Source organism: Collinsella sp. 1033st1_E11_1033SCRN_220408 (assembly GCF_039062465.1).
Lineage (GTDB): Bacteria > Actinomycetota > Coriobacteriia > Coriobacteriales > Atopobiaceae > Parolsenella.
On sequence record NZ_JBCLNF010000001.1, the window covers coordinates 321,734 to 335,782 of the forward strand.

Annotated in this window: 13 protein-coding genes; 7 read left to right on the plus strand and 6 right to left on the minus strand. The window is 59.8% G+C overall.

From position 1 onward, the window contains the following. Positions 1 to 56 precede the first annotated feature (56 nt). From ABCN07_RS01335 to ABCN07_RS01355, 5 genes are all read left to right on the plus strand, one after another. A complete protein-coding gene (locus tag ABCN07_RS01335) occupies positions 57 to 761 on the plus strand; it encodes a zinc metallopeptidase (RefSeq protein WP_343005055.1) in 705 nt (234 codons plus the stop codon). Continuing rightward, positions 762 to 2,153 carry an exodeoxyribonuclease VII large subunit gene (gene xseA, locus ABCN07_RS01340; RefSeq protein ID WP_343005056.1) on the plus strand — a complete coding sequence of 464 codons (1,392 nt, stop codon included), beginning with the start codon at positions 762 to 764 and terminating at the stop codon, positions 2,151 to 2,153. Between the two features lie 42 nt (positions 2,154 to 2,195). After that, positions 2,196 to 2,456, plus strand: coding sequence for an exodeoxyribonuclease VII small subunit (gene xseB / locus ABCN07_RS01345; protein ID WP_343005057.1), 261 nt, complete (start codon positions 2,196 to 2,198; stop codon positions 2,454 to 2,456). A gap of 8 nt (positions 2,457 to 2,464) precedes the next feature. Then, positions 2,465 to 2,818 carry a histidine triad nucleotide-binding protein gene (locus ABCN07_RS01350; protein WP_320680365.1) on the plus strand — a complete coding sequence of 118 codons (354 nt, stop codon included), beginning with the start codon at positions 2,465 to 2,467 and terminating at the stop codon, positions 2,816 to 2,818. 94 nt (positions 2,819 to 2,912) lie between these two features. After that, positions 2,913 to 3,338: a C-GCAxxG-C-C family protein gene (locus ABCN07_RS01355; RefSeq protein ID WP_343005058.1), complete on the plus strand. Its 426-nt coding sequence runs from the start codon at positions 2,913 to 2,915 to the stop codon at positions 3,336 to 3,338. Positions 3,339 to 3,509: 171 nt separating this feature from the next. Here ABCN07_RS01355 and trpS read toward each other — a convergent pair whose 3' ends face one another. Continuing rightward, on the minus strand, positions 3,510 to 4,571 hold the full coding sequence (gene trpS, locus ABCN07_RS01360; protein WP_343005059.1) for a tryptophan--tRNA ligase: 1,062 nt from the start codon (positions 4,569 to 4,571) through the stop codon (positions 3,510 to 3,512). A 422-nt stretch (positions 4,572 to 4,993) separates the two neighbouring features. Between trpS and nrdD the strand changes: the two genes are divergently transcribed. Together nrdD and nrdG are read left to right on the plus strand one after the other, a co-directional pair. Next, positions 4,994 to 7,216 carry an anaerobic ribonucleoside-triphosphate reductase gene (nrdD, locus tag ABCN07_RS01365; RefSeq protein WP_343005060.1) on the plus strand — a complete coding sequence of 741 codons (2,223 nt, stop codon included), beginning with the start codon at positions 4,994 to 4,996 and terminating at the stop codon, positions 7,214 to 7,216. Between the two features lie 77 nt (positions 7,217 to 7,293). After that, positions 7,294 to 7,845, plus strand: coding sequence for an anaerobic ribonucleoside-triphosphate reductase activating protein (gene nrdG, locus ABCN07_RS01370; RefSeq protein ID WP_343005061.1), 552 nt, complete (start codon positions 7,294 to 7,296; stop codon positions 7,843 to 7,845). Between the two features lie 133 nt (positions 7,846 to 7,978). Here the strand turns inward: nrdG and ABCN07_RS01375 are convergent, their stop codons facing one another. The 5 genes from ABCN07_RS01375 to aroA all read right to left on the minus strand — a co-directional run bounded on the left by ABCN07_RS01375 (position 7,979) and on the right by aroA (position 14,039). Then, positions 7,979 to 8,941 carry a type II 3-dehydroquinate dehydratase gene (locus tag ABCN07_RS01375; RefSeq protein WP_343005062.1) on the minus strand — a complete coding sequence of 321 codons (963 nt, stop codon included), beginning with the start codon at positions 8,939 to 8,941 and terminating at the stop codon, positions 7,979 to 7,981. 161 nt (positions 8,942 to 9,102) lie between these two features. Then, complete coding sequence (locus ABCN07_RS01380; protein WP_343005063.1) at positions 9,103 to 10,398, minus strand: shikimate kinase; 1,296 nt, start codon at positions 10,396 to 10,398, stop codon at positions 9,103 to 9,105. Further along, complete coding sequence (locus ABCN07_RS01385) at positions 10,398 to 11,543, minus strand: prephenate dehydratase domain-containing protein (RefSeq protein WP_330029671.1); 1,146 nt, start codon at positions 11,541 to 11,543, stop codon at positions 10,398 to 10,400. Before ABCN07_RS01385 ends, ABCN07_RS01380 begins: the two co-directional genes overlap by 1 nt. 25 nt (positions 11,544 to 11,568) lie before the next feature. Continuing rightward, positions 11,569 to 12,717, minus strand: a complete 1,149-nt coding sequence (gene aroC / locus ABCN07_RS01390) for a chorismate synthase (RefSeq protein ID WP_343005064.1) — start codon at positions 12,715 to 12,717, stop codon at positions 11,569 to 11,571. A gap of 11 nt (positions 12,718 to 12,728) precedes the next feature. After that, positions 12,729 to 14,039, minus strand: a complete 1,311-nt coding sequence (gene aroA / locus ABCN07_RS01395; protein ID WP_343005065.1) for a 3-phosphoshikimate 1-carboxyvinyltransferase — start codon at positions 14,037 to 14,039, stop codon at positions 12,729 to 12,731. Positions 14,040 to 14,049 lie beyond the last annotated feature (10 nt).

A 14,049-nucleotide genomic window follows, 5' to 3' on the forward strand; every position in this document is an offset into this window, starting at 1 on the left:
CTTTTGTGTCCGGCTTTGGGTACATACTCAAAGTAATTCACTGATTGGGGGTTCGTATGTACCACGGCATGGGCTACGGGATGGGGTATGACACCTCGTACCTCGTCTTGGTTCTTGTGTCTACCCTGCTTGGCCTTGTCACGCAGTCATATATTAAGTCGACGTATAAGACGTGGTCTAAAGTCGGGCTTGATTGCGGGCTTACTGGAGCCCAGATAGCAGAGCGCATGCTTGCTGACGAAGGCGTCTCCGGCATGAGGATTCAGCCTATCGCGGGTGAGCTAACGGATAACTTCGATCCGCGCTCGAACGTTCTCAACCTTTCGCGTGCCAACCTGAGCGGCGGCTCCGTGGCGAGCGCGGCCGTTGCTTGTCACGAAGCTGGCCACGCGGTCCAGCATTCAAAGGGCTACATTCCGGTGAAGGTTCGCTCCGCTCTCGTGCCTATCGTTAACTTCACGTCCAACGTATGGATGATCGTGTTCTTCGCTGGTGTGGCCATTGGCCTTGCTGGTCTTGTGCAGCTTGCCGTCATCCTCTTTGCTTTCTCGGTCATTTTTCAGATCGTGACGCTTCCGGTCGAGTTCGATGCTTCTCGTCGCGCCGTTGCCTATCTCGAGCGCAGCGGCATGAGCGAGACTGCGGTTCGCGGTGCGCGTAAGGTGCTAGTCGCAGCGGCACTGACGTACGTTGCCGCCGCGCTTGTGTCGGTGCTCCAGCTTCTCTACTACCTTTCTCGTGTTCAGCGGAGGAATGACTAGATGGCCTGGGGACGCGAGGAGACGAGCGGCAGCAAAGACTTCGCATCTGCTGCTCTTGACGCTGCATCGCGAGAACCAATCTCGGTGAGCTCCGCCGTGGGCGCTGCGAAGGCTCGTGTGGGGGAGATGGGTTCCTTCCTCGTGACCGGTGAGGTCACGGGCTTTAGGGGCCCCAACGCTCGGTCTGGCCACTGCTACTTTCAAGTCAAGGACGAGTCTGCTGCGATGGACGTCATCGTATGGCGCGGCGTCTATGCATCGAGTGGCATCGAGCTGCGTGACGGCATGCAGCTCGAACTCCGGGGTAAGTTTGATGTCTACGTCGGGTCTGGCAGACTTTCGTTTATTGCGAGTCGCATCTCCGTTTCTGGAGAGGGGCTTTTGAGACAACAGGTTGCTCTTCTTCGAGAGAAGCTCAAGATCGAGGGTCTCATGGACCCGGCTCGCAAGCGGCCCATCATGCGTTTTTGCACGCGTGTTGCCGTGGTCACGAGCCTTTCCGGCTCTGTGATCGATGATGTTAAGCGGACGCTCCGGCGGCGCAACCCACTTGTCGAGATCGATGCTGTGGGATGTCAGGTCCAGGGTCCCGGAGCTCCCGCTACCATCATTCGCGCTCTTGAGGTTGCCGCGGCTTCTAATCCAGACGCAATCTTGCTTGTCCGAGGTGGGGGTTCTTATGAGGACCTCATGACCTTTAATGACGAAACTCTCGCTCGGGCGGTTTCCGCTTGTCCCGTTCCCGTCATTACGGGCATTGGCCATGAGCCGGACAACTCGATCTGCGACGATGTCGCGGACCGTCGAACTTCAACGCCTACGGCCGCCGCAGAAAGCGTGGCTCCGGCTCTCGATGAGATTGTGACCTCGATTAACGGGCGTCGTGAGCGCTTGGCGCGAGCTATGGACCTTGCGCTCGCCGCCGATGAGCGCTCTCTCGAGCAGGTCGATACTTCGCTTGTACGCGGAATGGCGACGCTTCTCGATCGCGAACGGGTCCGGCTCGCAGGCCTTGCCAAACGCCGGTGCCTCACGAATCCGGAGTCCCTCATTGATGATCGTGCCGTCGCCCTCATGCAGTCTGAGCAGCGCCTGGTGGATGCTTTGCCGCGTGCCTTGGGTCGTAAGGCTAGCTCATTGGAAGACTATTCTGTTCGCCTCGACGCTGCGGCATCCCGCATGCTTCGTCCTCACGAGGCAATGGTTTCAAGCATGGCGGCGACTTTGGACGCGCTCTCACCTTTGAAGGTACTCGGGCGCGGATACGCCATCGCTCGCGATGAGGCTGGGCATGTCGTTACCGATGCTTCGTCTTTGGCCGTTGGAGACTCTGTTAGCGTCCGTGTCGGGGTGGGTAGCTTCGAAGCTTCCGTTACTGGAACCTGTGATTAAATTCGACATAGCTGGTGTTTGCCGGCGGAAAGGCGGTTGGATATGGCGGATAAGGACCTGGAGACTCCAGTCGAGGAGCTTTCCTTCAAGGAGGCTTCGATTGAGCTTGAGCAGGTCGTGCGTTCTCTCGAGAGCGGTGATCTTGAGCTTGAGGACGCCCTTGCGCGTTATGCTCGTGGTGTCGAGCTATTGAAAAGCCTCCGTGAGCGTCTTACCAACGCTGAGCAGAAGGTTAAGGTCTTGCTCGATACCACCAGTGAGGTCGTCGCACCTGATACGACGGCAGCCACAAACGAAGATTAGGAGAAACGATGTCTGATTGCATCTTCTGCAAGATTGCCAACCATGAGATTCCCTCCAACGTTGTATTCGAGGACGACGAGGTTATTGCTTTCCGCGACCTCGACCCTCAGGCCCCGACGCATGTTCTCGTTATCCCCAAGAAGCACTATGCCAACATCTGCGATGGCGTTCCCGCCGAGACTCTCGCTGCCATGACCCATGCTATCTCTGAGGTCGTGAAGGCAGAGGGTCTCGAGGAGTCTGGCTACCGAGTTATCTCTAACGCGGGCGCGGATGCGGGCCAGACGGTCATGCACTTCCACATGCATGTACTCGGAGGCAAGAACCTCGGCATGGGCCTTCTTCCAGCGGACTCAGAGTAGCGGCGTCGCCGGGGATTTTTAATTCGTCTGCGCTCGGTGTCTCGAGTTGCCGGGCTTGATTGTTGTCGCGTGATACGCGGCGAAAGGAGTCGTTTTGGAATCTAGAGCCGTCCTTGCAGCAGAACGCCACAAGAAAGGCTACAACTGCGCCCAGGCAGTGGCCTGCACCTATTGCGACCTCGTTGACGTTTCCGAGGAGGAGGCCTTCCGTTCGACCGAGGCCTTTGGCCTTGGCATGGGCGGGATGCTTGGCACCTGCGGCGCGCTTTCCGGTGCTGTCTACCTCGCAAGCCTCGCCACGAGCGACGGCAACCTCGAGAACCCGTCCACCAAGAAGGCGAGCTACGCCCTCTCTCGCGAGCTCCTCAATCGATTCGAGGAGAAGAACGGTTCCGTGACTTGCCGAGTCCTCAAGGGCCTCGAAGGCGAGGGCTCCGTCGCGGTCCCGTGCCCCATCTGCATCTCAACCGCCTGCGACCTCGTCGAGCAAGTCCTCTTCCCCGACACCTTCCTCAAGTAGCTTTGCCCTCTAGGGCAACCCCGTCCGCTGCGAGGCCCGCGAGGTGTTGCTACAAGTTAGGGCCCAGCCCCTCGCTTCGCCACGAGTTCTCTTGCCGCCGTTCTTGCGGCAAGAGCTGTCTGAGTGGAGAAGCGAGGGGCTGGGCCCCTTGCCTTACGTTGGGGTGACTTCCTAGTACGTCATCCCCATGGCCTCGCAGACTTCGGCTAGGGTGGCCTCGGCAATCTCGTTGGCGCGGCGGTTTCCCTCGGCGAGGACGTCCTTCACGTAGTCAAGATCGTTCTCGTACACGTGACGACGCTCGCGAATCTCGGCGAAGCGATTGTTCACAGCCTCCGTCACGTACTTCTTGAGGGTGCCAGAGCCGCTCATGCCAATTTCCTCCGCGATCTCGACCTCGGAGCGGCCCGTGCAGATGGCGGCGGTGGAGAGCAGGCCGGAGACGCCAGGACGGTTCTCGGGGTCAAACGTAATCATGCGCTCGCCATCCGTCTGGCTCTTCTTGATGCGCTCCGCCGTCTCTTCGGGCGTCATGGAGATGGAGATGGCATTGCCGTAGGACTTGCTCATCTTGCGACCGTCGAGGCCGGGGAGCAGGGGAGTGTCGGAGAGAAGCGCGTTGACCATCGGGAAGACGGGCTTGGTGTCCTTGCAGTAGCGCTTGTTGAATTTGCGGGCGATGGTGCGCGTGAGCTCGATGTGCGGAAGCTGGTCTCGGCCAACCGGAACCACGTTGCCCTTGCAGAACAGGATGTCGCAGGCCTGGTGGACGGGATAGGTGAGGAGCAGGCCGGTAAGCTCGTGGCCGCTGGCTTCCATCTCGGCCTTGACCGTCGGGTTGCGGGAGAGCTCTGCCTCGGAGACCAACGATAGGAACGGCAGCATGAGCTGGTTTGCCGCGGGCACGGAGGAATGCGTGTAGATCATCGTCTTGTCAGGGTCCAGGCCGCAGGCGAGGTAGTCCATGACCATGTTGTAGACGTTGTCGCGGATGTGCTCGGTCGTGTCACGGTCTGTGATGACTTGGTAGTCCGCGATGAGGACGTTGGTGTGAACGCCCATGTTCTGAAGTTCGACTCGATTCTGAAGGGTGCCAAAGTAGTGGCCGAGGTGGAGGCGACCCGTCGGGCGGTCTCCGGTGAGCATCGTGTAACGCTCGGGGTGCTCGGGCAGGTCCGTGCGGATGCGCTCGCTGCGCTCGAGGGCGACCTCGTAGCTTCCTTCGTTGGGCATGTCTCTTCCTCCCGGCGCTTCGCGCGCCATTGTGTTAATCCTCCGGCTTGTAACCCCGGAGTATGGTCGTCATATGCTGTCCAATGGTACGCCATCCTCGACTGAAGGTCGAATCTTGAGCTCCTTGTGTGGGGACTTGGGCCGTTCGCCGAAAGATGGGCGACAGTTGTTTTCTTCGCATTTATTCCATAGGCTCTAGACCTGCTGAAACACAACATCTTGGGGTATAAGAATTTAAACCGCCAGCGGGTTGTATACAACTTGCCAATGTCAAGTCTTCTTTTGTCTTGCTAGTGAGTTAGGATGGAGCCTGCCGGACGCGAGCTTGGCAGGCTCCATCCTGATGCATCCGGTGTTCGAAGCGTTATTTTGCGTACAGATTTGCTTCGCGGCCAGTCCGCGACTTGAATTGGAGGCATGCAATGAAGATCGTCAAGCGAAACGGCTCAGAGGTCACCTTTGACGTGACCAAGATCGTCTCCGCCATCGAGCGTGCCAATATCACCGTTCCGCCCGAGCAGCGTCTCACGCACCAGCAAATTCTCGATGCGGGCGACGCGGTTGAGGCCGAGGCTCTTGCCTGCGGTCACACCGTTACGGTTGAGGAAGTCCAGGACATGGTCGAGGACCAGATCATGGCCAAGGGCGCCTTCTCGGTCGCTCGCAACTACATTACCTATCGTTATGTTCAGGGCCTAAAGCGCCAGAACAACACGACGGATGACAAGATCCTCTCCCTCATCGAGTGCAACAACGAAGAGGTCAAGCAGGAGAACTCGAACAAGAACCCCACGGTCAACTCCGTGCAGCGTGACTACATGGCCGGCGAGGTCTCCAAGGACCTCACCATGCGCATGCTTCTGCCCGAGGACGTCGTGGAGGCTCACAACGAGGGCATAATCCACTTCCATGACTCGGATTACTATGCCCAGCACATGCACAACTGTGACCTTGTGAACCTCGAGGACATGCTCCAGAACGGCACCGTCATTTCCGGTACCCTCATCGAGAAGCCCCACAGCTTCTCGACCGCCTGCAACATCGCCACGCAGATCATCGCCCAGGTCGCATCCTCGCAGTACGGCGGCCAGTCCATCTCGCTGACGCACCTCGCTCCGTTCGTCGAAGTTAGCCGTCAGAAGATTCGTCGCGAGGTCCTGCGCGAGCTCGCGACCCTTGGGGTCGAGGCTTCCGAGGAGAGGGTCTCCGAGGTTGTCGAGGTTCGCCTGCTCGACGAGATTCGCCGTGGCGTCCAGACCATTCAGTACCAGGTCGTCACACTCATGACCACGAACGGACAGGCACCGTTCGTGACGGTCTTCATGTACCTCAACGAGGCTCGTAACGCCCAGGAGAAGCATGACCTCGCGCTTATCATCGAGGAGACGCTGCGCCAGCGCTACGAGGGTGTTAAGAACGAGGCCGGCGTCTGGATCACGCCTGCGTTCCCCAAGCTCATCTACGTGCTCGAGGATGACAACATCAGGCCTGGCCAGAAGTACTACCACCTGACGCAGCTTGCCGCCAAGTGCACGGCCAAGCGCATGGTGCCCGACTACATCTCCGAGAAGAAGATGCGCGAGCTCAAGCTCTCCCTGGGCGAGACCCCGGGTAACGGCGATTGCTATACCTGCATGGGCTGCCGCAGCTTCCTCACGCCGGATCGCACGGGCAATGGCTATGACAACGTCGCCCGTGCCCTCAACTACCAGCCGGGCAAGCCCAAGTACTACGGTCGCTTCAACCAGGGCGTTGTTACGATCAACCTTCCGGACGTAGCGCTGTCGTCTCAGGGCGACGTCGATGAGTTCTGGAAGATCTTCGACGAGCGCCTCGAGCTCTGCCACAAGGCCCTTCGCTGCCGTCACGACCGCCTCAGGGGAACGCTCTCTGATGCCGCGCCCATTCTCTGGCAGTATGGCGCTCTGGCGCGTCTACCCAAGGGTGCCCCGATCGACCCGCTGCTGTACGGCGGCTACTCCACCATCAGCCTTGGCTATGCGGGCCTCTACGAGTGCGTGAAGTTCATGACCGGTCACTCTCACACCGATCCGGAGGCCACGCCGTTTGCCCTTGCCGTCATGCAGCGCATGAACGACAAGTGCACTGAGTGGAAGCAAGCCGAGAACATCGACTACTCTCTCTACGGCACACCTCTTGAGTCGACGACGTACAAGTTCGCCAAGTGCCTGCAGCGCCGCTTTGGCATCGTGCCCGGCATCACCGACCACGGCTACATCACGAACAGCTACCACGTGAACGTCCGCGAGGAAATCGACGCCTTCACGAAGCTCAAGTTCGAGAGCGAGTTCCAGCGCCTCTCTCCGGGCGGAGCCATCTCTTACGTCGAGGTTCCCAACATGCAGGATAACCTCGAGGCTGTTATGAGCCTGTTGCAGTACATCTACGACAACATCATGTACGCCGAGCTCAACACCAAGAGCGACTATTGCCAGGAGTGCGGCTACGACGGCGAAATTAAGATCGTCGAAGATGACGGCAAGCTCGTCTGGGAGTGCCCGCACTGCGGCAATCGTGACCAGAGCAAGCTTAATGTTGCCCGTCGTACCTGTGGTTATATCGGTACGCAGTTCTGGAACCAGGGTCGCACCGAGGAGATTCGCGATCGCGTTATGCACCTTTAGATTCCAAGGGCCCCGCGGCATGAGCCTTGCGGGGCCCTCTTGTGTATCGAGAACCCGAAACACCATGGGGGAGAGCCGTGAACTACGGAGCCATCAAATACTGTGACATCGCAAACGGAGTTGGCGTGCGTACGTCCCTGTTCGTCTCGGGCTGCCGTGTTCACTGTCCGGGATGCTTCAACGAAGAGGCGCAGAGCTTCACGTTCGGCAAGCCCTTCACGCGAGAAGTGACAGACGAGATTATCGAGAGCCTTCGACCCTCCTACGTTCGTGGCCTGTCGCTTCTGGGTGGTGACCCCATGGAGCCCGAGCACCAGGAGGAACTCCTTGAGCTGTGTGAGCTCGTTATCCGTGAGCTGCCCGAGAAGGACATCTGGTGTTACACGGGCTACGTCTACGACCGCGACCTTGTGCCTGGTGGCAGGCGATACCTCGAGAATGTCACGGACGAATTGCTCGACTGCATCGACGTTCTCGTTGATGGGCCATTCGTTGCGGCCGAGAAGGACATCACGCTTCGCTTCTGTGGGTCATCCAACCAGCGCCTCATCGACGTTTCTAAGACGCGCGAGTCCGGCGAGATCGTGCCCTGGGTCGATGAGAGGGTCTACTCCACGCACTCGATGTAGCGCCTCGCAACTCTGACGTCACGCGCTCAGGCGAATCGGCGCTTGGGCTGGCAACGCAAACAAGAGGGCCTTGCAGCCGAGGGTTGGCTGCAAGGCCCTTCGTGGTTGTGGTGGGCCCGGGCTTTTCGCGGCGCTACATTCCGAGGTGGGCCGCCAGGTCGAGGATTGCCTTGCGATAGCCCTCGATTCCCATGCCGGTGACGGTCTCAAAGCAGGCTTGACGAACGTAGGAGACTTGCCTGAAGTCCTCGCGGTTCTCGACGTGAGAAATGTGGACCTCGACACAGGGGATGGAGACTGCCTTGAGGGCGTCAAGAATTGCAATCGAGGTGTGCGTGTAGGCGGCGGGGTTCATGACAATGCCGTCATACGTTCCAAGGGCGGCTTGGATCTCGTCGACGATTGCGCCCTCGTGGTTACTCTGATAGCACTTGATATCCCTAAAGCCGGCTTCTGCGGCGGCTGCCTTGCAGGTGCGCACCAGGGCGGCGTAGTCAGCCTTTCCATAGATGCTCGGCTCGCGAATGCCAAGCATATTGATGTTCGGGCCGTTAATCACGAGGAGCGAGCGACCTCCGGTCTTTTTGGGCGCTGAGGAATCGCTCACCTTGGTTGAAGAGTTGTCGAGGAAGGCGCGCAGGGCGTCGAGATCCTCCTCCTCGAGCCTTTTGTCGTCAATGGCAGCTTGCTGCTGGGCGCGGTAGGACATGCGCCTTCCCGGAGTGATGACAACGCGTTCTACTCGCGAGCCCTTCGCAGGTTCCTCATCGCGTTTCTCGTCATGATTCGATTCGCTGTCAATTACAAGCGGGTTGGCGCATGCGTTGCAGCTTTCGTTAAGTTCGATTCCAGATAGAATCGCAAACTCGCGTGAGACCCCCTCAATGGAGGCAGGCCCGAGCACAACCTCAATGCCGGAGGCGCCTCGTGTCGTGGTGCCCAGTACGCCCCGAATGCCGCGGAGGGCATCCGCATCAACGGCAGACGGATCAGTGAGGGTGAGCCTGAGGCGCGTGAGGCATGTCATTACGCTCACGACGTTGCCCTTGCCTCCGATAGCGGCAAGAATGCTAGTGGCCACGTCCTTGTAGTTCATGCTCTTTCCCCACGTACCTTTCGCTGCTAATTGGATGGGCCTGAAACAATGCCCTCAATCGTTATATATAGTCCGTTACGTTCTCACCAAATGGCCGCATCGTCACTCGAGAATTGCGATTCAAGTTGTCGACGGATGACATTTGGCGGGTGAGCGGTTGTTTAGATGTTCAATCGCTTGATAATCTCCAAAGCGTCTCCACGAGCCGAGCCCGTGCATGAGACCACAACATCCGCCCATGAAATATAGAGCGGCATGCGCCTTCTCGCCAGCTCTTCGACTCCCGATGCTTGGGAGATGGGTCTTCCCTTGCTAGATAGTTCGTTCAAGGGCCTGTCGAGCATGACGATGGTGCCGTTTTGGTGCATGAGGCGGTAATTCTCCGGCCTTGTGACGACCCCTCCGCCTGTGGACAACACGAGCCCACTCCTGCTTGCGTAGGTGGAGAGCACTTCCGTCTCCATCTCTCGGAACTCGTCCTCGCCTGATTCACGAATGACGTCGGCGGGAGACTTGCCGAAGCGTTCGGAAAATGCGTCATCGAGGTCTATGTGCTCGCGCCCACAAATCTTGCCGAGTTGTCTGCCGCAGGACGACTTCCCGCTACCGGGCATGCCGATAAGAACGATGTTGCCCGTGCTCGCATGGATGTCGTCTAGGATGTCCGTCGCGAGCGCATGATCAATCTCGTGACCCTGGAAGAGCTCGCTTGCGAAAAGGGCTTGACCAACCAACATCGCGAGGCCAGATTCGTTTGCGATGCCTAGATCCTCCGCGTCAAGGCAGATGCCCGTCCTCGTCGGGTTGTAGACGACATCGAGCACGCCAACGAGGCTCTTCATCCGCGAGAGCGTATCTTTGGTAACGGGAGAGGCGGGGCAGTTGGGATACATGCCCACGGGCGTCGTGTTCACGATCAGCGCGGCGTCGCTGTGGCGCTCTAAAAGCGTCTCGTAGGTGTCGACACCCGTGCGTGAGATTACGCTGACGTGAGCGTTCACGTCTTCCAACGTGGCGCGAATCGCCTGGGAGGCGCCTCCGGATCCAAGAACGAGAACGCTTTTGGCGGCGAGAAGCTCGCTTGCATTCTTGTCAAACTCTCGGTTTGCGAACCGCTCTAACATCCAGGCAAAGCCGAGGATATCGGTGTTGTCTGCGAGGATGGTGCCATCCTGCTGGCGTACGAGGGTGTTGGCCACGCCCAGACGCTCGACGCGGTTGGTCCTGACATCGGCAAGTTGCGCCGCATCCTGCTTGTAGGGGATGGTCACGTTCAGTCCACGCCAAGTCCCGTTGGCTACGAAGTTCCTCACCTGATCGGGCTCGCGCTCTATCAGGACGTAGGGAACGCTTCCGAGTCGCTCGTGAATGACGGGACTCCAACTGTGTCCGAGCTTGCGTCCGAGAAGACCGAAGGTGATGGGTGACGTGCCGTCCCACATGACGTTGCCGCTCATTAGACAAGCTCCGAATAGCTGCCGAGATAGCGGTACTCTTCGCATACGTCATCGAGGGATGCAATGAGCGAGGCGAACTCGGGTGCGGCGACGGGGCACTCTACGTCGAAGTAGAACATGAAATCGAAGTCAGAGTTGGGGATGGGACGGCTCTCGAGCTTTACGAGGTTGATGTCAAGGGCGTAAAAGCGCGCCAGAACCTTGTAGAGACTGCCCGGGTCATTCTTGGTGACGACCATGAGGGAAGTTCGGTCTGCGCCGGGATAAATCTCAAGGTCCTTGGCGATGCAAGCGAAGCGCGTGTAGTTGGCGTCGCTGTCCTGCACGTTGCGAGCGAGCGCGACGAGGTTGTAGAGTTCGGCGCAGGAACGGCTGGAGAGAGCGGCGACGTCGGTCCTGCCGCTCGCGGCAACCATCTTGGCGGCAGCGGCAGTGTTTTCGGCGACGTGAACGGTCACATTGGGCAGCGAGTCGAGGAACTGCCGGCTTTGGTTGATTGCCTGTTGATGGCTGTAGATGTCGCGGATGCCTTCGAGCTTGGCACCGGGGAGGGCGAGCAGGTTGTGATCGACCTTGATCCTCACGCTGCGCACGATCGAGAACTTATGGCGCATCATGAGGTCATACACCTGATTGACGGTGCCAGCCGTCGAGTTCTCGACGGGGAGTACGCCATATTTGCAAAAGCCCTGGTCGACAGCGCGGAAGACTCCCTCAAACTCCTCAAAATAGCTGATGCTCGCGTGTTTGAAGAGCCTGTCTGCGGCATGTTGGGAATAGGCGCCTTCGACACCCTGACAGGCTACGAAGGCGGACTGGGGGAATAGCGCGGGCGTATCGGCCACGGCCCTGCTGATCTGACCGGCAAGAGGGGAGTCCTGGTTATTCTCCGCACTCTGCTGCGCGCGAGAGATCTCCATGATCAGGTTGAAGAGGACCTGTGAGTAATCCCTGAGGGGTTCCGGAACCTTCGACGCAACATCGGCGAGCTTTGCGCGCTCGCGCCCCCTATCGAGAACAGGCTTGTTGTTGGCGCGCTTATACTCCGCGACCTCGTGCGTGCACTGCATGCGCTGGCTGAACAGATCGCAGATCTGCGTATCAATGGCGTCAATGCGCTTTCTGATTTCGGAGAGATCTTGCATGGTGCTCCTGTCGATGGATGTGGGGCTAGATTGCGTCCTGCGTCGAGTCGACGCTCAGCTTTTCGGGCGCGGGCGTGGGGAACTTACCCTCTTCTACGAGGGCGTCGAGAAGAGCGAGGGCACAAACGGCCTCGACGACGGGGACCGCACGCGGGACGATGCAGGGGTCATGACGTCCACGTACCTTGAGACGAGAGTTTGCGCCCGTGGCGAGGTCGACGCTATCCTGTTCTATGCCAATCGATGGCGTTGGCTTGATCGCACAGCGCCAGACGATCGGGGCCCCGGTGGTGATGCCCCCAAGGATGCCTCCGGCGTTGTTCGTCTGCGGCGCTACACTTTCGTCCTCGTAGCGATACGGGTCGTTATTCTCTGATCCACGAAGTACGCTCGCGGCAAAGCCTGCGCCAAATTCGACTCCCTTTACAGCCGGGATGCCAAATGCGGCCTTCGCGATGCGGTTTTCGATGCCGTCGAACATCGGGTCGCCAACTCCGACGGGCATGCCGTAGGCTGCGCATTCGATAACGCCGCCGACGGAATCCCCCTCCGCCTTGGCGGCCATGATGCTCTCGTACATTGCGTCCGCAGACACCCTACTCACGCAGGGGAGGGCATTGGCGAGAATCGACTTGCGCTGATCTTCCGAGAAGGCCATCGGATTCAAGGGGTCGTCGGTGGTCTTCTCCGGGCCGAGCTGGGCGATGTGGGCGACGATCTTAATTCCAAGACTGGACTCGAGCGCCTGGAGGGCGATTCCTCCCGCGATGCAGAGCGGCGCCGTGAGTCGCCCGGAAAAGTGCCCTCCACCAGCAACGTCATGGTGATTGCCATAACGAACGAACGCGGGGTAGTCTGCGTGTCCCGGACGGGGGACGCGGCGAAGTCCCTCGTAGTCTTGGCTGCGTGTGTTGGTGTTCTGGATCTCTGCACAGAGCGGAGCCCCACAGGTGTGTCCATTTGCAAGGCCGGACACGAATCGCGGCTTATCCGCCTCGCGACGGGGCGTCGAGGTGGCGCCACGTCCTGGCGCGCGCCTGTCTAGAAAGGTCTGAAGCTCCTCAAGGTCAACCTCGATGCCCGCTGGCAGGCCTTCGACGACGCAGCCAATCGCCTCGGAGTGAGACTGGCCGAACACGGTGACGCGAACGCTATCTCCAAAGGTTGAAGACATGGCAAGCCTCCCTAGGCGATTTCGACGACGCCGCCGAGCTGTCGGTAGTCTTCGAAGAACTTGGGGTAGGACTTCTCGACGCATTGTGCCCCGAGAATGGTGACGGGTCCGGTGCAACGAGAGGCGGCAATGGCGGCCATCATGGCGATGCGGTGATCGTTGGCGGCGTCAACGACGCCACCGGGGAGGCTGTTTCGTCCGTTGACAACGATGTCGTCACCCACGCTGGTGATGTCGGCGCCAATGGCGGAAAGACCTGCTACCACGGTCTCCACACGATCGGACTCCTTGAGGCGGAGCCTCGCGCAGCCGGTGAGACGCGTCTTGCCGGGGGCGAACGCGGCGACGGCGGCTAGCGGAGGGACGAGGTCCGGGAAGTCCGCGACATTCATCTCGCAACCCTGGGGAGCTCCGGAGTGAACGGAGGCAACCCCACGCGTGCGACAGACCTGGGCTCCGAGCTTTGCGAGCGCCGCGAGCATGGAGCGGTCACCCTGACGGCTGGCAAGGTCGAGGCCCTCGACGGAGACGCCATGTCCGAGCGCTCCGGCGGCAAGCCAGAAGGCCGCGTTAGACCAGTCTCCCTCTACGGAGACCTCGCCAGGGGAGCAATATGGGGTGGAGGGGGAGACGGCAAAGACGGTATAGTCGGCGTTCTGGTCGCGCTCGCTGGTCTCTGTGACGTGAACCCCGAACTGCTCGAGCGCGCTGATCGTCAGGTTGACGTAGGGGCGGCTTTCGATGGGCATCGTCACGCGGACCTCTGAGGGACCTACGAGAAGGGGAGCCGCGAGCAGAAGGCCGCTCACGTATTGCGAACTGACGTTTCCGGGGAGCTCAAAGCGCCCGTTGCGGAGCTTGCCGGAAACCTTGAGCGGGAAGGTGCCCTGCTCGGTGAGGTCGCAGCCTCCAGCGATCAGTTCTTCGTAGAGGGGCGAGAGCGGCCTTTCCGCAAGGCGCCCGTGGCCCGTGAGCGCAGCGTCGCAGCCGAGGGCTGCGACTACGGGCAGCATGAAACGCTCGGTTGAGCCGGACTCGCCGCAGTCGAGGAGCGCGCCGCGCGTGCCGATGCGGATGTTGTCAGAGGCCGGCGTGCCCGGCAGGGGCGTCACCTGAAGGAGGTCGCCGTCACGCTCGATATCGGCGCCGAGGGCGCTTAGGCAGGCGATTGTCGCCTCGATGTCCTTCGAGGACGTCGTGCAGCGAATCGTCGTAGGGCCCGGGCAGAGAGCGGCGCAGATGAGCAGTCTGTGGGCCATCGACTTGCTCGCGATGGCCTCGATCTGGCCACCGAGCTTGTGCGGGGTGATGATTACGTCCATTGACGAAGTC

Excerpts from the sequence above, each read along its gene's own strand:
- ABCN07_RS01335 (WP_343005055.1), top strand. The coding sequence starts at position 57 with ATGTACCACGGCATGGGCTACGGGATGGGGTATGACACCTCGTACCTC.
- xseA (WP_343005056.1), top strand. The coding sequence starts at position 762 with ATGGCCTGGGGACGCGAGGAGACGAGCGGCAGCAAAGACTTCGCATCT.
- xseB (WP_343005057.1), top strand. The coding sequence starts at position 2,196 with ATGGCGGATAAGGACCTGGAGACTCCAGTCGAGGAGCTTTCCTTCAAG.
- ABCN07_RS01350 (WP_320680365.1), top strand. The coding sequence starts at position 2,465 with ATGTCTGATTGCATCTTCTGCAAGATTGCCAACCATGAGATTCCCTCC.
- trpS (WP_343005059.1), bottom strand. The coding sequence starts at position 4,571 with ATGCCCAACGAAGGAAGCTACGAGGTCGCCCTCGAGCGCAGCGAGCGC.
- nrdD (WP_343005060.1), top strand. The coding sequence starts at position 4,994 with ATGAAGATCGTCAAGCGAAACGGCTCAGAGGTCACCTTTGACGTGACC.
- ABCN07_RS01375 (WP_343005062.1), bottom strand. The coding sequence starts at position 8,941 with ATGAACTACAAGGACGTGGCCACTAGCATTCTTGCCGCTATCGGAGGC.
- ABCN07_RS01380 (WP_343005063.1), bottom strand. The coding sequence starts at position 10,398 with ATGAGCGGCAACGTCATGTGGGACGGCACGTCACCCATCACCTTCGGT.
- ABCN07_RS01385 (WP_330029671.1), bottom strand. The coding sequence starts at position 11,543 with ATGCAAGATCTCTCCGAAATCAGAAAGCGCATTGACGCCATTGATACG.
- aroC (WP_343005064.1), bottom strand. The coding sequence starts at position 12,717 with ATGTCTTCAACCTTTGGAGATAGCGTTCGCGTCACCGTGTTCGGCCAG.
- aroA (WP_343005065.1), bottom strand. The coding sequence starts at position 14,039 with ATGGACGTAATCATCACCCCGCACAAGCTCGGTGGCCAGATCGAGGCC.